A 16,028-nucleotide genomic window follows, 5' to 3' on the forward strand; every position below is an offset into this window, starting at 1 on the left:
TCTCCTTCTCATGAGGGGGACCCGGAGCCCTTCCGCAGCACCAGCGCCGCGTTCGAGCCCATCAGTCCCCGGCTCAGCACCAGCGCCGTCCGCAACTCGGCGGGGCGGGCCCGGCCGGTCACCACGTCAAGGTCATGGCAGACGTCGACGACGTTGGGGGTGGGCGGCACGACGCCGTACTCCATCGCGAGCACCGCGGCCGCGGTGTCCAGGACGGGGGCGCCGCAATACGCCCGGCCGGTGCCCGTCTTGGGAGCGGTCACCGGGACCTGCGAGGCGTGCCGGCCCAGGGCGTCCGCAAGCGCCAGCGCCTCGGCCCGGTCGGCCGCGGGGACGCCGAGCGCATCCGCGAACACCACATCGATCTCCTCCGGGGCGCACCGCGCATCCTCCAGCGCGCCATGGATCGCATGGGCGAGCCCGTCGCGGGACTCCTCCCACAGGGAGGCCCCGGTGAAGGTCGCGGCATGCCCGGCCAGCACGGCCCGGACACTCGCCCCGCGGCTCTCGGCCGCCACCTCCTCCTCGACGATCAGCATCGCGCCGCCCTCGGCGGGCACGAATCCGCAGGCGCCGCTGGTGAACGGGCGGTAGGCGCGGGCCGGATCGTCGAGCTTGCTCAGATCGTCGTAGCCGAGCTGGCAGACGACCGAGTAGGGGGCCAGCGGTGCCTCGGCGGCACCCACGACGACGGCGTCGGTGCCGCGCCGGATGGTGCGGCCGGCATGCGCCAGGGCATCCAGACCTCCCGCCTCGTCGCTGGCCACGACGCCGCACGGCCCCTTGAAGCCGCCACGGATGGAGATCTGTCCGGTGCTCGCCGCGTAGAACCAGGCGATGGACTGGTACGGGCCGACATGGCGGGAGCCCTGGCCCCAGAGCCGTTGCAGCTCCCGCTGGCCGAACTCGCCACCGCCCGATCCGGCGGCCGTGACGACCCCCACCGCGAACGGTGAGTCGTTGTAGTCGGCACGGCCGAGACGGGCGTCGTCCAGCGCGAGGTTGGCCGCCGCCATGGCGAAGTGGGTGAACCGGTCGGTCTGGACGAGGTAGCGCTCCTCGATCAGATCCGCCGGATCAAAACCCCTTACCTCACCGGCGACCTTGAGGGGCAGATGCTCACACCCCTCACGGGTGACGTGGTCGAGGACACTGATGCCCTCCACCGTCGCCTTCCAGAAGGTCTCGGTGCTCACCCCGTTGGGGGCGATGACGCCGATGCCGGTGACGACGGAACGACGTTCTTTCGGGGAGCTCATGATGCCCTCCCACCCTGTCGGGTCAGTACCACCGCTGACTGGAATCCACCGAAGCCGCTGCCGACCGAGAGCACCGAACGCAGTGGCAGCTCCCGGGCCGTCTTGGGCACATAGTCGAGGTCGCACTCCGGGTCCGGAGTCTCGTAATTGGCCGTCGGCGGCACCACCTGGTGGGTGAGCGCAAGCACACAGGCCACGATCTCGATCGCGCCGATCGCCCCGAGCGAGTGGCCCACCATGGATTTGATGGAACTCATCGGCACCCGGTGGGCATGGGCACCCAACGACCGCTTGACCGCGGCCGTCTCGTGCCGGTCGTTCTGCTGGGTTCCCGAACCGTGCGCATTGACGTAGTCCACCTGGGTGGCGTCGATCCTGGCGTGGCCGAGTGCGCTGTTGATCGCCTCGGCCATCTCCAGGCCCTCCTGGGTGAGGCCGGTCATGTGGTACGCGTTGCCGAAGGTGGCATAGCCGCGTATCTCACAGTGGATGGTCGCTCCGCGGGCGCGGGCGTGTTCCAGCTCCTCCAGGACGAGCACGGCGCCGCCCTCACCCATCACGAATCCGTCGCGGTTGGCGTCGAACGGGCGGGAGGCGTGTGCGGGATCGTCGTTGTTCGCCGAGGTCGCCTTGATCGCGTCGAAGCAGGCCACGGTGATCGGGGAGATCGGCGAGTCCGAGGCGCCGGCGATACAGACATCGACCCGGCCCTCCTCGATGGTGTGGAAGGCGTAGCCGATGGCGTCGAGGCCGGAGGTGCAGCCCGTGGAGACGGTCTGCACCGGGCCGTGGGCGCCGATCTGTTCCGCCACCGCGGAGGCGAGCGAACTCGGGGAGAACGCCCGCTCCAGATGGCGGCCGGCCGGCCGGTGGTCCACATCCCACCGGGCACCGTGGCTGCTGACGGCGACATAGTCGTGTTCGAGACGCGTGGTGCCGCCGACCGCGGTGCCCAGGGACACCCCGATACGCCAGGGGTCCTCGGCCTCGGTGTCCAGGCCGGCGCTGCGCAGCGCCTCGTTCGCGGCGACCATCGCGAACTGGATGTACCGGTCCGAGCGGGCCACCTGCTCCTCGCTCAGACCGTGGGCCGCGGGATCGAAGTCGCACTCGGCGGCGATACGTGAGCGGAAACCCTCGGGGTTGAAGAGGGTGATGCCACGGGTCGCCGTACGGCCGGAGGACAGCAGGTCCCAGAAGGCGGGCACACCCACGCCGCCCGGAGCGACGATGCCGACGCCGGTGACCGCCACGCGGCGGGTCATGACACCGGCTCCGTGCGTTCCGGTGGCGCGGCCGGTGTGCTCTCCTCCGAGCCCTCGGTGTCGACGTGTCCGAGCTCGGGGCGCGGTGCCAGCGGGCCGAGGTGGAAGACCATGCGGGCCTCTTCCTTCCCGACATTGCGGAAGCGGTGCCGCATGTACGGGGGGATCAGCAGACCCTGGTCCGGGCGCAGCGGGTGCGGTTCCCCGTCCAGGTCGACTTCGAGCGCGCCCTGCACGACGTACACGAACTCCTCGGAGTACGGGTGGTAGTGCTCGCCGATGCGCTCGCCGGGCTGCACGAGTGCCATGCCCATGAAGCCGCTCGTGGCGCCCACCGCGCTGGGTGTCAGCATGGCGCGCAGATCACCTCCGCGCCGGCGGTTGGGCTGGGTCTCGCTGAGGTCCACGATGCGTGGGCGGTGCGTGGTCATGGCTGTTCCTCCAGGGGCGTGGTGCCGGCGGTTGAATGGGGTGAGAGGCCGGGGGCGTCAGGCGCCCGGTGCCCGGCGGTCGGTGATGAGCGCCATGTCGGAGCGCTCCAGGAAGCGCGCGATCTCGCGGTCGTTCGACAGACCGCCGGCCACATCGGTGTCGATGAGGCGCCGCAGCACGGCCGTCTTGCGGGGGCCGCGTACACCGAGCGACAGCATGGGGTCACTGTCGACCGGGATGCGCAGATCGACCATCCGGACCACGACGTCGTCGCGCTGGAAGATGGTGCTGCCGGCGACGGGACAGGACGGGTCGTCGGCGGCCAGTTCGTCCTGGCGGGCCAGCATCCGGGCCAGCGCCATACCGCAGCCCTCCTTGGCCGGGTAGTACAGCGCATGCCGGCGGATGCCGTCGGGCTGCTGTCCGCCCGACGCGACGTGGTGCACCGCGGGCAGTGCGGCGCGGGTGAAGAACACCCGGGCGGAGTTCGGGTCGCTGAGGTCGCGGTCCTGCTCCAGATACGGGTTGATGGCTTCCTCGACGGCCCTGACCTCGGGCTGCTGGGAGATGTGCCGCAGCGCCGCGACGAGGTCGCCCTGCACCTCGACCGCGCGCACGACGCGGTTGCCGTGCATGAAGAGGGAGGTGCGGCGGAGCCTGGTGGTGTCGTCGACCCGGGCCTCCGGGGAGGTGTACCCGGCGAGGATCTCCGCGACCATCGATTCGCTGCCCGGCTTCACGGTGAAGGTCAGCGCGTGCCGGACCACCCCGTCGCCGACGCGGGGGTTGGCCTGCAGCCGTCCCTTGGGGGGCTCGGGCACGAGGCTGGCGATGTTCGAGGTCTCGCGCAGCACACTGAAGCGCAGCGAGCGGGTGTCGCGGACACAGCCGTGCAGCGGCTGGACCATCTTGACGTGTTCCTCGCTGTTGACCCAGGCCAGGAACGGCGGTGCGCTCTCCCATTCGCTGGTGATGAGCCACTGCGAGGGATTTTCGATGGACTGGCACAGCTGGTCGGTGATGTGCCCGGGGACGGACGCGACCTGGTTGCGCAGGTGCTCGTAGGCTTCCAGGAAGTCCTGCTGGGCTCCCTCGTGGAGATCCAGAAGCAGCACGACCCGAAGCCGCGAGCCGTCGAAGGCTGACTGGGATATTCGTTCCGACAGCGTTGTCATCGTCTACGCATCTCCTTCGGGGCCCGACGGCCCCAGTGGTGCGTCGTCAGTTCCGGTGCGATCCGGTGACTGAGCCGGATGGTGGGGGCGGCCTGCCCGGTGTCCGGGGGGCGTCCCGGATTCGATCGTGGCCGGGACCCACGGGTGGCGCGAGATCTGTGAGCCATGCAGGTGAACCGTGATCGAACAGGCCCTCAGCCGGGCATTCGTGCTCCATCTGCCGTACACGCCCCTGGAGCTGGAGCACGCAATGAATCCCACCGCCGAAGACCGGGTTCCGGTACTCATCGTGGGCGGGTCCCTGGTCGGCCTGTCCGCGTCGCTGTTCCTGGGACGTCTGGGTGTCCGACATCTGCTGGTCGAGAAGCACTCGGACACCTCCCGCCACCCGCGCGGGCGGGGGAACAACGTCCGCACCATGGAGCTGTACCGCGTGGCCGGCGCGGAGCAGCGGATCCGCGAGGCCGCGTCGACGCTGGCCGACAACCACGGGATCCTGCAGGCCCGTTCACTCACCGGCGACGAGCAGGAGTGGCTGTTCAAGGAGATCGACCCGGGCGGCGGGCTGGCCCGGTTCAGCCCGTCCGCCTGGTGCCTGTGCAGCCAGAACGACCTGGAGCCGGTGCTGGTGCGCTGCGCCCGTGAGCTGGGCGGTGACCTGCGGTTCTCCACCGAGCTGAGCTCTTTCGAGCAGGACGCGCAGGGGGTGACCGCGGTCCTGAAGAACCGGGAGACCGGTGAGCGGAGCACCGTGCGCGCGGACTACCTGATCGCGGCCGACGGCCCGCGCAGCCCGGTACGGGAGCGGCTGGGCATCGGCCAGACGGGTCCCGGCGACCTGTTCCACAACGTGAGCATCACCTTCCGCGCGCCGGAGCTCGCCGACGCCGTGGGCGACCGCCGCTTCATCGCCTGCTACTTGACCAACCCCGAGGCCGACGGCGCCCTGCTGCCGGTGGACAACCAGGCCGAATGGGTCTTCCACGCCCCGTGGCACCCGGACCGGGGCGAGACCCTGGAGGACTTCACCGACGAGCGGTGCATCGACCACATCCGCCGGGCAACGGGCGTACCGGACATGGCAGTTGAGATCACCGGCAAGGCACCGTGGCACGCCGCGGAGCGGGTCGCCGAACGGTACGGGACCGGCCGGGTCTTCCTCGCCGGCGACTCGGCCCACGAGATGTCCCCCACCGGGGCGTTCGGCTCCAACACCGGCATCCAGGACGCCCACAACCTCGCCTGGAAGCTCGCCACCGTGCTGAACGGCTCGGCCGGCCCCGGACTGCTGGCCTCTTACGAGGCGGAGCGGCAGCCGGTGGCGCGGGAAACCAGTGCCCGTGCCTCGGCCCGCTCCGCCGAGCACAGCCACCCGGGGTACGCCCCGGCGCCCGGTGCGGGCGGCGGCCGGCAGCGCGGGGTGCTCACCGTGGCCCTGGGGTACTGCTATCCGCAGGGCGCGGTCGTCGGCGCCGACCCCGAGCTGCCGGTGGTGCCCGAGCAGATGCGGCTGACCGGCGAGCCGGGCACCCGCGCGCCGCACATGTGGCTGCGGGCCGCCGGCGAGCGCCGCTCGACCCTCGATCTGTACGAGAAGTCCTTCGTCCTGCTGACCGGCTCCGACGGCGAGATGTGGCGCACCGCGGCCAAGGGCGCCAACGAGGAGTTCTCCCTGGGGCTGCAGTGCTACATGATCGGCACCGAGCCGAACGACGACATGGCCCCCGAAGAGGACGTCGACTGGGCCGAGAAGCACGGGACGACGCCGGAGGGCGCGGTGCTGGTGCGCCCCGACGGCTTTGTCGCGTGGCGCGCCGAGGGGCGGGTGGCCGACCCCGAGGCGGCGCTCCGGGAGGTCCTCGCCTCGCTGCTGTGCCGGAGCTGACCTGCCTGGGCCCTGTTCGAACGGCAGGGGCCGGGCCACACGGCACTCAAGGCTACCGATGACGGAGGGGCCGGCGGGACATCCGCCGGCCCCTCCGGCGCGCGAACGTATCTTCTGCCCGTCACCACCGCAGGGGCATCTGGGGGCCGTCCCGGCCGCGTCCCGCAACTCGGGGGGCCGATTTCCGGTTGAGTCCGGGCATGGACGCCAAGAAGCCCGCCGCACACCCCTTTCAGCGCATCTCGCTCCCCCGCCAGCCGCCGCCGCTGCCGCCTCCCGCTCCGCAGGCGCGCCGCCCGGCCGAGGAGGAGACGCCGATCTTCGATCAGCTGCTCAAGGAGTGGCGCTCGGGGGAGCTGCGGCCGGTCGTCTCCTGGCCGGTGGACGATCCGGGGAAGATCCGCGCGGGCGGCGCTGTTGGGACGGACGAAGGACGTCCCTATCCGCGGAACCGCGACGAGGAGCATGACCGTGAGCCTGTACGACATTCCCCTGCGCACCCTGACCGGTGAGCCCGCTTCACTCGCCGACTACCGGGGCAAGGCCCTGCTGGTGGTGAATGTGGCGTCCAAGTGCGGGCTGACCCCGCAGTATTCGGGCCTGGAGCGGCTGCAGCAGCGCTACGGGGACCGTGGCTTCCGTGTGCTGGGCTTCCCCAGCAACCAGTTCGCGGGCCAGGAGCCGGGCACCGCCGAGGAGATCGCCACCTTCTGCTCCGCGACGTACGGCGTGAGTTTCCCGCTGTTCGAGAAGACCGAGGTCAACGGCGCGGACCGGCACCCGCTGTATGCGGCGCTGACAAACACCGAGGACGCCGAGGGGGCGGCCGGCGACGTCCAGTGGAACTTCGAGAAGTTCCTGATCGATGCCGAGGGCAAGGTCGCGGGCCGCTTCCGGCCGCGGACCGAGCCGGAGGCCGAGGAGCTGGTCACCGCCATCGAGGCGGTCCTGCCGGCCTGAGCCGGTGCCCGCGCCGCCGGTCCGCGGGGCGGGCGGGCGGCGTAGGCGGCGCGGGTCAGGCGGGCGGCGTACGGGGCGCGGGTCAGGCAACGGCGGTGCCGGCGCCGTCCGTGACCTCGGCCGGTCCGGCGGCGCCGGCGGCCGGTTCCTCGGCGCCGTCCTCGTCGGACACGACCTCGAAGGTGCCGTTCAGCCCGGTCATGCGCAACAGCCGCGCGACGCTTCCACCGCGGGTGACACCGGTCAGCCGCAGCCGGCCGCCCCGCTGCCGGGTCCGGTAGCGGGCGCGGCTGAGCAGCGACAGACCGGCGCAGTCGATGAACGTCACCGCGCGCACATCGAGCAGGAGATCGGCGCCCTGGAGACCGGTGAGGTCGTCCAGCCGGTCGGACAGCACCGACACGGCGAGGATGTCCAGCTCACCGCGGAGTTCCAGCACGGTCGTGCCGCCCGCCGCGTGGCTGGGTCCCACAAGTCTCGGGTAGTACTGACCTTCATCCATCGGCCCGGCCCACTTTCGTGCCGAGGCGCGGGATATGGCCACGCGTCTGCGGCGGAGACGTTCGGTAGGTGTGGGGGGCGCCCGGCGCAATCCGGGCGGTTCGGCCCGTTTCCGGGTCGTGGGTGGTGCGGTGGTGTGTCGCCTGTGTTCCTGCGTTTCTGCAGCTGTCCGTAGTTGTCTACGGCTTACCCGCAGGCCGAGGCGTCCAAGTCCCAGCGGCCGGGACATCTGAAGGTTGTCTCAAAGTCGACCCTTGCGGGCGTGGCCGAGATAGGTAACCAAGGGTTTGCTCCCGGGGGCGAGCGCAAAGCCGACCATGGTTTCGAGCACGTCGTCGGTCACCCGGCCGGCGCGGCGCGCCCGTACACCCGCAATCAGACCGCGGACACTGCGCGGCTTGAAGTCGCAGATACCGCCGTCGGTGAGACCGTGGCGCGCCAGCAGCGCGGCGACTTCGGACGGTGTGCGCAGCCGGCTCGCGGCATACCGCCCGGCCGGCATGATCCGGGTCATCGGCAGGCGCTGGAACGCCACGAGGTAGACCAGCCGGGATACCGGGGTGCGGTTCACCGTGTCGTAGACGAGGACGCCGCCGGGCGCGAGGGCGCGGGCGGCCTGTTCGACCACCCGGTCGGGGTCGGCGGTGATTTCCAGGGTGTCCGCGAGATAGACGAGGCCGAAGGCGGCTTCGGGGACGGCCGGCCGTTCCGCGGGTGCGGTGCGGTGCTCGATGGTGAGGCCGTCGCGCTCCGCGGCCGCCTGTGCCAGCGCGCTCGCGGACTCCGACGGATCGACGGCGGTCACCTGGAAGCCGAGTCCGGCGAGGCCGCGCGCCAGCAGTCCGCGGCCGCTGCCCACGACCAGGGCGCGCCCGGACCGCGGCCGGCCGAGGCGTTCCAGGACGCCGGAGGTGTATGCCAGCCGTACGCCCTGGAAGGCGGCCGCCCGGATCTGCCGTCCGTCGACCGTGTCCGGGCCGGCGGAGTCCAGCGCGATCAGCGGAGCGCTGCCCATGGCGTTCTCCCCTCGGTCGTCGACCGCCCCGGCGCCCTTGCGGCCGGTGCATGACGCGTTCCCTGAGGGAACTTAGCAGCCTTAGTTCCCTCAGGGAACTTCGGTACGCTCACTCCATGACCCGCACCCCGCTGTCCGACGTGGCCTGCTCGATCGCCCGCGCCACCGACCTGTTCTGCGACGCCTGGACGGCGCTGATCATGCGTGACGTACTGACGGGGATCGGCCGGTTCGACGAGCTCGCCCACGACCTGGGCATCTCCCGCAAGGTCCTCACCGCCCGGCTGTCGCGGCTGGTCGAGGAGGGCGTCCTGGCCCGCGAGCGCTATCAGGAGCGGCCGCCGCGTGAGCATTACGTGGCGACCCGGAAGGGCCGGGAGCTCTACCCCGTCCTGCTGGCGCTGATGAACTGGGGCGACCGCTGGTACGCGGGCGAGGCCGGCCCCCCGGCCCGTATCCACCATCTGAGCTGCGACCGGGACACCACGATGGTGGCCGTGTGCGGGCACTGCGGTGAGCCGCTGACGACGGACAACACCTGCCAGCTGCCCGGCCCCGGCGGGCGGACCGGACCCGGCACCCAGGTGATCGGCCCCCTGATCGCCTCCCGTGCGCCTCGCCCGGACACCGCGTCCGAGCAGCTCGAATAACACACTTTCGGGCGAATTAGACTGTCCGGAACGCCGGAAAGTGTGAGGTGTGCCCTGAAGCCGTCGGACCCCGCGGGAGAACTCCCCGAACGGACCGCGCAGAGCCTGCGTGCGCTGGCCGGGGGGCCGGTCTCCCGGCTTCCGCAGCTCCTGGAAGCGATGGTGGCGGTCGGCTCCGACCACGATCTGCGCCGTGCGCTGGACCGTATCGCGGAGACCGCCGCCTCCCTCACGGGTGCGCGCCATGCCGCCGTCGGTATCCACGACGAGGACGGCGGGCCGGGCGATCTGATCGCCCACGGCGTCTCCCCCGAGGCCGAGCCGCCCGCCGGGGCCGAGCTGGAGGTGCCCATCCAGGTGCGGGGGGAGCTGTTCGGCACGCTGTATCTCGCGGGGAAGGGCGACGGCGAGGAGTTCGGCGAGGGGGATCTGCATCTGGTGCGGGTGCTGGCCACCGAGGCCGGGATCGCCCTGAGCAATGCCCGGATGCACTCCGCCGCCCGGCAGCGGAGACGCTGGATCGACGGCGCGGCATCCGTCACCACGGCTCTGCTGGCCGGGCCCGAGACCCGCTCCACGGCGACGAACGCCCTCACCGTCGTCGCGGAGCAGGGCCGGGAGCTGGCCGAGGCGGCGACCGGAGCGGTCCTGCTGCCGCACGCCGAGGGCGGTATGGAGGTGGTGGCGATCTCCACCGTGCTGCCGGAGGCCGTACGGACCGAGGCCTTTCGCGGCCGGATCCCGCCGGAGAGCCCGGTGCTCCACCAACTGCACGCCGGACTCGCGGTCTTCTCCGACGACTTCGCCGCCGACCCCCGCTCGGTCTCCCCGCTGTCGCGCCACTACGGCCCGACGATGCTGCTGCCGCTGCGCAGCCACGGGCGGGTGCTGGGCGCTCTCGCGCTGTGCCGGATGTCCGGCGACCGCCGCTTCAGCCACCCCGAACGGACGTTGGCGACCCAGTTCGCCGCCCAGGCCGCGGTGGCGCTGGTCCTCGTCGACCGGCACCGGGACCGCGAGCGGCTCGCCGTCTTCGAGGACCGCGACCGTATCGCCCGCGATCTGCACGATCTGGTCATCCAGCGGCTGTTCGCCACCGGGATGCTGCTGGAGACCGCGCGGCGCAAGGCCGTGCTGCCGGAGGTGCGGGAGGGGCTCGGCGGGGCGATCGACGAGCTGGACGCGACGATCCAGGAGATCAGGACGGCGATCATCGCGCTCCAGCAGGGGCCGTCGGAGGCACCGCCCGGTCTCCGTACCCGGGTGCTGCGGGCGGCCGGCGCGGCCACCGCGGCGCTCGGCGGCCGCCCGTCGGTGCAGTTCGTCGGCCCGGTCGACGCGCGGGTCGACGACCGGGGCGGCCGGGAGCTGATGGCCGCGCTCGGCGAGGCGCTGGCGGCGCTGGAGGCCTCGGCGCCTCCGCAGCCGGCCCGTGTGTCGGTCGTCGTGGATGCCACCGCCACACTGCCCGGCGGACGGGCGGGCGTACGGCTGACGGTGAGCCGCCCGGACGGCTCACACCCGCCGCTGACCTGGGAGCGCCCCCTCAAAGGCGGGTCCGGCTCCTGATCCGCCGGACGGCACGGCCCGTTCGGCGGAACGATCGTGCGCGGCGCGGCGTGCAGGTCTTCGCGGTGCCTGTGCGCCCGGCGCAGGATGACACCGTGGTGCCCCGTGGAGGCCCTGACGGGTGACCGCACACCGGAATCGCTTGACCTCAACATTGGTTGAGGTCCTAGGTTCCTGTTAAGTCGCCGGTCACTCACGGCGATCCCGTGACGCGACCCCGGCACCTGGAGGCCACGATGGACATGGAAGTCACCGCCTGGCATGCACTGCACAGTTCGATGACCGCGCAGCAGGGCAGACGCCGCTTCTCCCGCGGCACCCTGCGCCGCATCACCGCGTTCGCCCGCCCGCACCGCCGGCAGCTGGTGTGGTTCCTCGTCCTGAGCACGGTGACCGCGATGCTCGCGGTGGCCACCCCGCTGCTCGCGGGCCGGGTGGTGGACGCCATCGTGGGCGGCGACTCACCGTCCATCGTCGTCGGCCTGTCCGTGCTGATCGCCGTCATCGCGGTCGCGGAGGCCGGCCTGGGGCTGCTGACCCGCTGGCTGTCGGCGAGCATCGGCGAGGGCCTGATCCTGGATCTGCGCACGACGGTGTACGACCACGTCCAGCGGATGCCGATCGCGTTCTTCACCCGCACCCGCACCGGAGCGCTGGTCAGCCGTCTGAACAACGATGTGATCGGTGCGCAGCGGGCGTTCAGCGACACCCTGTCCGGGGTCGTCAGCAATATCGTGACGCTGCTGCTGACCCTCGGGGTGATGCTCACCCTGTCCTGGCAGATCACCCTGATCGCGCTGGTGCTGCTGCCGGTGTTCGTGCTGCCCGCCCGCAGGGTCGGCCGGCGGCTGGCGGATCTGCGCCGGGAGGGCGCCGACCACAACGCGGAGATGGGCACGCAGATGACGGAGCGCTTCTCCGCGCCGGGTGCCACCCTCGTCAAGCTGATGGGCCGTCCGGCCCGCGAGTCCGCCGAGTTCGCCACCCGGGCCCGCCGGGTGCGTGACATCGGGGTCCGGTCGGCCATGGTCCAGACGTACTTCGTCACCGCGCTCACCCTGGTCTCCGCCCTGGCGCTGGCCGTCGTCTACGGCCTGGGCGGCTTCCTCGCGCTGCGCGGACAGCTGGAGGCCGGCGCGATCGTCTCGCTCGCCCTGCTGCTCACCCGGCTCTACGCCCCGCTGACCGCGCTGTCCGGCGCCCATATCGAGGTGATGAGCGCGCTGGTCAGCTTTGAGCGGGTCTTCGAGGTGCTCGACCTCAAGCCGCTGATCACCGAGAAGCCGGACGCCCGTACGGTCCCCGAGGGCCCGGTGTCCGTGGAGTTCGACTCCGTACGCTTCGGCTATCCGTCCGCCGACAAGGTCTCGCTGGCCTCCCTGGAGGAGGTCGCCACCCTGGACACCCGCGGCGGCGAAGAGGTCCTGCACGGCATCTCCTTCCGCGCCGAACCCGGCCAGATGGTCGCCCTGGTCGGCTCCTCGGGCGCCGGGAAGTCGACCGTGGCCCAGCTGCTGCCGCGGCTGTACGACACCGACGCGGGGGCGGTCCGGCTGTCCGGGGTGGACGTCCGCGATCTGACCGCCGCCTCACTGCGCGACGTCCTGGGGATGGTCACCCAGGACGGGCACCTCTTCCATGACTCGATCCGGGAGAACCTGCTGCTGGCCAAGCCGGAGGCGACCGAGGCGGAGCTGTGGGACGCGCTGCGCCGGTCCCGTCTGGAGGATCTGATCGCCGGGCTCCCCGACGGGCTGGACACCGTCGTCGGCGAGCGCGGTTACCGCCTCTCGGGCGGTGAACGCCAGCGGCTGACGATCGCCCGGCTGCTGCTCGCCCACCCCCGGGTGGTGATCCTGGACGAGGCCACCGCCCACCTGGACAACACCTCCGAGGCGGCGGTGCAGGAGGCGCTCACCGAGGCGCTGGACGGCCGTACCGCACTGGTCATCGCCCACCGGCTGTCGACCGTACGGGCCGCGGACCAGATCCTGGTGGTCGAGGGCGGGCGGATCGTCGAGCGCGGGACGCACGAGACGCTGCTGGCGGCCGAGGGGCGGTACGCGGAGCTGTACCGGACCCAGTTCACCGACTCGGAGGACCGGCCGGCCGCCGCGGTGGAAACCGGGCGTCCGGATTCCGGCCCGGATCTCCTGCCGGAATCGGCGCTGGTGAACTGACGCCGCGCCGGTGAGCCCCCGCCTCTTGGCGGGGGCCTCGGTATGCCGAAAACTGAGGCGATGACGCAGCGCGCGGAACACTCCACGCTCATGGACCGCCTCGCCCTCGACGATCTGGTCACCGGGTACGCCATCGCCCTGGACGACGGCGACTGGCCCGGCTTTCTGTCCCTGTTCACCCCGGACGGCCGGGCCGACTACCGCTCGGCGGGCGGCATCGAGGGCGGCGCCGAGGAGATGGCGGCCTGGCTCGCCGAGATGCTGCGGCACTTCGCGATACGGCAGCATCTGATCGTCAACCGCCGTATCACCCTCGCCCGGCGGGACGGCGCCCCAGGCGACACGGCCACGGTCCAGGCCGACTACCTCAACCCGATGCGGCTCGCCGGCCCCGCGTCGGACACCGGGGACGGGCCGACCGCCCCCAATTACACCTGCGCCGGACGCTATGAATTCACCGCCCGCCGCACCACCGACGGCTGGCGGCTGACCGGGGTCGTCGTCCACGAGAAGTGGCGCCAGGTACGGCCGGTGGACGACTGACCGGCCCCGCCGTCCGCCGCGGCCCGACATCGGCTGTGACGTCCCGCTATCGGCTGTTGCGGCGACCCCCCTTTCCTTGATCGGCACACCCGCGCACACTGGCCGTCCGACCGGCGAAAACCGGCACCAGGGAGCCCGGCATGGACAGACCGCTCGGCCAGCAGGCGCGGTGGCTCGGCTCCCCCTGGGCGCGGGGCCTGGCCGCCGCGCTCGCCGGTGCGGTGCCGGCCCTCACCTTCCCCGCCCCCTCCTGGTGGTGGCTGGCGTATGCCTGCCTGGTGCCCTGGCTGCTGCTGGTACGGACGGCGCCGACCTACGGGCGGGCGGCGCTGGACGGCTGGCTGGGCGGCACCGGCTTCATACTCGCCGTCCACCAGTGGCTGCTGCCGAGCCTGCACATCTTCATCCTCGTGCTGGCCCTGCTGCTCGGCGCGCTGTGGGCGCCCTGGGGGCTGCTGGTGCGTGCGCTGCTGGGCGGTGCGCCCGGCGCCGCCCAGTGCGCCGCCGCGCTGGTGCTGGTGCCCTCGGCCTGGCTGATGGTCGAACTGGTGCGGTCCTGGGAGTACTTGGGTGGCCCGTGGGGGCTGCTGGGCGCCGGCCAGTGGCAGGTGCCGCCCGCGCTGCGGCTGGCGTCGATCGGCGGGGTGTGGCTGGTCAGCCTGCTGATCGTGGCGGTGAACACCGCACTGGCCGAGCTGATCGCCCGCCCGGCGGCACGGCTGCCCGCCGTCGCGGGGCTGCTGGTGTGCGCGCTGGCGGTCACCGCGGTCTGGTTCTGGGCGCCGGTCCCCCGCGCCGCCGGCACGGTACGGATCGCCGTCGTCCAGCCCAACCTGACCGGCACCCCGGCGGAACGGCTGGCCCGGAGCGAAACGCTCACCCGGTCGCTGGCGGGCCGCGGGGTGCGGCTGGTCGTCTGGGGCGAGAGCAGCCTCTCCCAGGACCCGGCGGACCACCCGGCGCTCGCCGAACGCCTCGCCGCGCTCTCCCGGCGGACCGGCGCCGAGCTGCTGATCAACGCCGACTCCGCGCACGCCGGCCGGCCGGGCATCTCCAAGAGCGCGGTGCTGATCGGGCCGGACGGGCCGACCGGGGACCGCTACGCCAAGATGCGGCTGGTGCCCTTCGGCGAGTACATCCCGTTCCGGTCCCTGCTCGGCTGGGCGACCCGGGTGGGCAAGGCCGCCCCGACGGACCGGCTGCGGGGCACCGCCCCGGTGGTGATTCCGGTCGCCACCGCGGGCGGACTGCGCGTCGGGCCACTGGTGTGCTTCGAGAGCGCCTTTCCCGACATGAGCCGCCATCTGGTGCGCGACGGTGCACAGGTGCTGGTCGCCCAGTCCTCGACCTCGACCTTCCAGGGCAGTTGGGCGCCCGCGCAGCACGCCTCGCTGGCCGCGCTGCGCGCCGCGGAGACCTGGCGGCCGATGGTGCACGCCACCCTCACCGGCATCAGTGCCGTGTACGGCCCGCGGGGCGAGCAGATCGGCGAGCGGCTCGGCACCGACCGCAGCACGGCGGCCGTCTACGACCTGCCGTTGGCCGAGGGCACCAGCCCGTACACCCGGTTCGGCGACTGGGCGGTGTACGGGGCGATGGGCACGCTGGTGCTCGCCGGCGGGTATGCGGGGCTGCGGGCGCTCAGCAGGCGGTCTGCGCCAGCGCGTCGGTGACCACCCGTTCGCAGAGTTCATGGGTGCGCAGCGCGTCCCGGGCGGACGGCTGCCGGCCGGCCCGTACGTCGTCCAGGAACGCCAGCACGATCTGCTCGATACCGCGCTGACGGGCGACCGGCACCCAGTCGCCGCGACGCCGGACGCTCGGCTGCCCCTTGTGGTCGATGACCTCGGCGAGATTGACGACCTGGCGCTTGGTGTCCTGCCCGGAGACGTCGAGGATCTCCTCCGTGGAGCCGCTGAGACGGTTCATCGTCCCGACGGCGGTGAACCCGTCGCCGGACAACTGCAACACCACATGCTGCATCAGCCCCTCCCGGATCCTGGCCCGCACATCGATGTGGTCGACCTCCCCGGGGACGAGGAACCGCAGGGTGTCGACGACATGGATGAAGTCGTCCAGCACCAGGGTGCGCGGGTCCTCGGGCAGGCCGATGCGGTTCTTCTGCATCAGGATCAGATCGCGGGCGTGCTCACGGCACTGGGCGTAGGCGGGCGCGAAGCGGCGGTTGAAGCCGACGGTGAGGCCCACTCCCCGCTCCTCGGCGAGCGCGACGATGCGCTGGGACGCCTCCAGCTCGTAGGCGATCGGCTTGTCGACATAGGTCGGTACGCCGGCCTCGATCAGCCGGGTCACGATCTCGGGGTGGGCGGAGGTGGCGGCGTGCACGAAGGCGGCGTCCAGGCCCGTGGCGAGCAGCGAGTCCAGGTCGGGGTGGAGCTGTGCCGCGGGCAGCCGGTGGGTGGCGCCGACCCGCTGCAGGGTGGCCGGGGTGCGGGTGTGCAGATGCAGTTCGAGCCCCGGTTGTGTGCCCAGGACGGGGAGGTACGCCTTCTGGGCGATGTCGCCGAGTCCGATGCAGCCGACCTTCACTCGTGCTCCCTGGGTTGTGCCGCGCTGGTGGTGCCCTGCGTGCG

The 16,028-nt window shown here is 72.1% G+C and carries 15 protein-coding genes; 8 read left to right on the forward strand and 7 right to left on the reverse strand.

The window, feature by feature from the left end; translation table 11 throughout:
• Window positions 1–8 precede the first annotated feature (8 nt).
• From NUT86_RS05150 to NUT86_RS05165, 4 genes are read right to left on the reverse strand one after another with little or no spacing between them, the layout of a single operon-like run.
• The gene (locus NUT86_RS05150; RefSeq protein WP_159490936.1) at window positions 9–1,259 is read right to left on the reverse strand and encodes a ketosynthase chain-length factor; all 1,251 of its coding nucleotides are present in this window, start codon (window positions 1,257–1,259) and stop codon (window positions 9–11) included.
• The gene (locus NUT86_RS05155) at window positions 1,256–2,524 is read right to left on the reverse strand and encodes a beta-ketoacyl-[acyl-carrier-protein] synthase family protein (RefSeq protein WP_109887868.1); all 1,269 of its coding nucleotides are present in this window, start codon (window positions 2,522–2,524) and stop codon (window positions 1,256–1,258) included. The genes NUT86_RS05150 and NUT86_RS05155 overlap by 4 nt, the downstream gene beginning before the upstream one ends.
• Window positions 2,521–2,955, reverse strand: coding sequence for a cupin domain-containing protein (locus NUT86_RS05160; protein WP_018091669.1), 435 nt, complete (start codon window positions 2,953–2,955; stop codon window positions 2,521–2,523). Before NUT86_RS05160 ends, NUT86_RS05155 begins: the two co-directional genes overlap by 4 nt.
• A gap of 57 nt (window positions 2,956–3,012) precedes the next feature.
• Complete coding sequence (locus tag NUT86_RS05165; RefSeq protein ID WP_018091668.1) at window positions 3,013–4,131, reverse strand: SchA/CurD-like domain-containing protein; 1,119 nt, start codon at window positions 4,129–4,131, stop codon at window positions 3,013–3,015.
• A 250-nt stretch (window positions 4,132–4,381) separates the two neighbouring features.
• Between NUT86_RS05165 and NUT86_RS05170 the strand changes: the two genes are divergently transcribed.
• From NUT86_RS05170 to NUT86_RS05180, 3 genes are all read left to right on the forward strand, one after another.
• Window positions 4,382–6,016, forward strand: coding sequence for an FAD-dependent oxidoreductase (locus NUT86_RS05170; protein WP_274740379.1), 1,635 nt, complete (start codon window positions 4,382–4,384; stop codon window positions 6,014–6,016).
• A 200-nt stretch (window positions 6,017–6,216) separates the two neighbouring features.
• A complete protein-coding gene (locus tag NUT86_RS05175; RefSeq protein ID WP_018091666.1) occupies window positions 6,217–6,528 on the forward strand; it encodes a hypothetical protein in 312 nt (103 codons plus the stop codon).
• Entirely contained in the window at window positions 6,488–6,976 is a 489-nt protein-coding gene (locus NUT86_RS05180) for a glutathione peroxidase (protein WP_274733712.1), read from the forward strand. Before NUT86_RS05175 ends, NUT86_RS05180 begins: the two co-directional genes overlap by 41 nt.
• A gap of 82 nt (window positions 6,977–7,058) precedes the next feature.
• On the opposite strand, the gene NUT86_RS05185 is transcribed toward NUT86_RS05180, so the two are convergent.
• Entirely contained in the window at window positions 7,059–7,448 is a 390-nt protein-coding gene (locus NUT86_RS05185) for an STAS domain-containing protein (protein WP_159490934.1), read from the reverse strand.
• Between the two features lie 270 nt (window positions 7,449–7,718).
• Window positions 7,719–8,492, reverse strand: coding sequence for a methyltransferase domain-containing protein (locus NUT86_RS05190; RefSeq protein ID WP_274733714.1), 774 nt, complete (start codon window positions 8,490–8,492; stop codon window positions 7,719–7,721).
• Between the two features lie 116 nt (window positions 8,493–8,608).
• Between NUT86_RS05190 and NUT86_RS05195 the strand changes: the two genes are divergently transcribed.
• The 5 genes from NUT86_RS05195 (at window position 8,609) to lnt (ending at window position 15,107) form a co-directional block, all read left to right on the forward strand.
• Window positions 8,609–9,142 carry a winged helix-turn-helix transcriptional regulator gene (locus NUT86_RS05195; protein WP_266441938.1) on the forward strand — a complete coding sequence of 178 codons (534 nt, stop codon included), beginning with the start codon at window positions 8,609–8,611 and terminating at the stop codon, window positions 9,140–9,142.
• A gap of 42 nt (window positions 9,143–9,184) precedes the next feature.
• Window positions 9,185–10,711, forward strand: coding sequence for a sensor histidine kinase (locus tag NUT86_RS05200; protein ID WP_274733717.1), 1,527 nt, complete (start codon window positions 9,185–9,187; stop codon window positions 10,709–10,711).
• A 236-nt stretch (window positions 10,712–10,947) separates the two neighbouring features.
• Window positions 10,948–12,891 carry an ABC transporter ATP-binding protein gene (locus tag NUT86_RS05205; protein WP_274733719.1) on the forward strand — a complete coding sequence of 648 codons (1,944 nt, stop codon included), beginning with the start codon at window positions 10,948–10,950 and terminating at the stop codon, window positions 12,889–12,891.
• A gap of 60 nt (window positions 12,892–12,951) precedes the next feature.
• Window positions 12,952–13,434 carry a nuclear transport factor 2 family protein gene (locus NUT86_RS05210; RefSeq protein WP_093639987.1) on the forward strand — a complete coding sequence of 161 codons (483 nt, stop codon included), beginning with the start codon at window positions 12,952–12,954 and terminating at the stop codon, window positions 13,432–13,434.
• A 140-nt stretch (window positions 13,435–13,574) separates the two neighbouring features.
• The gene (gene lnt / locus NUT86_RS05215; protein ID WP_274733722.1) at window positions 13,575–15,107 is read left to right on the forward strand and encodes an apolipoprotein N-acyltransferase; all 1,533 of its coding nucleotides are present in this window, start codon (window positions 13,575–13,577) and stop codon (window positions 15,105–15,107) included.
• Here the strand turns inward: lnt and NUT86_RS05220 are convergent.
• Entirely contained in the window at window positions 15,076–15,984 is a 909-nt protein-coding gene (locus NUT86_RS05220) for a Gfo/Idh/MocA family protein (protein WP_018091657.1), read from the reverse strand. The genes lnt and NUT86_RS05220 overlap by 32 nt on opposite strands.
• Window positions 15,985–16,028: the final 44 nt, after the last annotated feature.

This window comes from Streptomyces sp. G7(2002), assembly GCF_028870195.1.
GTDB lineage: Bacteria > Actinomycetota > Actinomycetes > Streptomycetales > Streptomycetaceae > Streptomyces > Streptomyces nigrescens.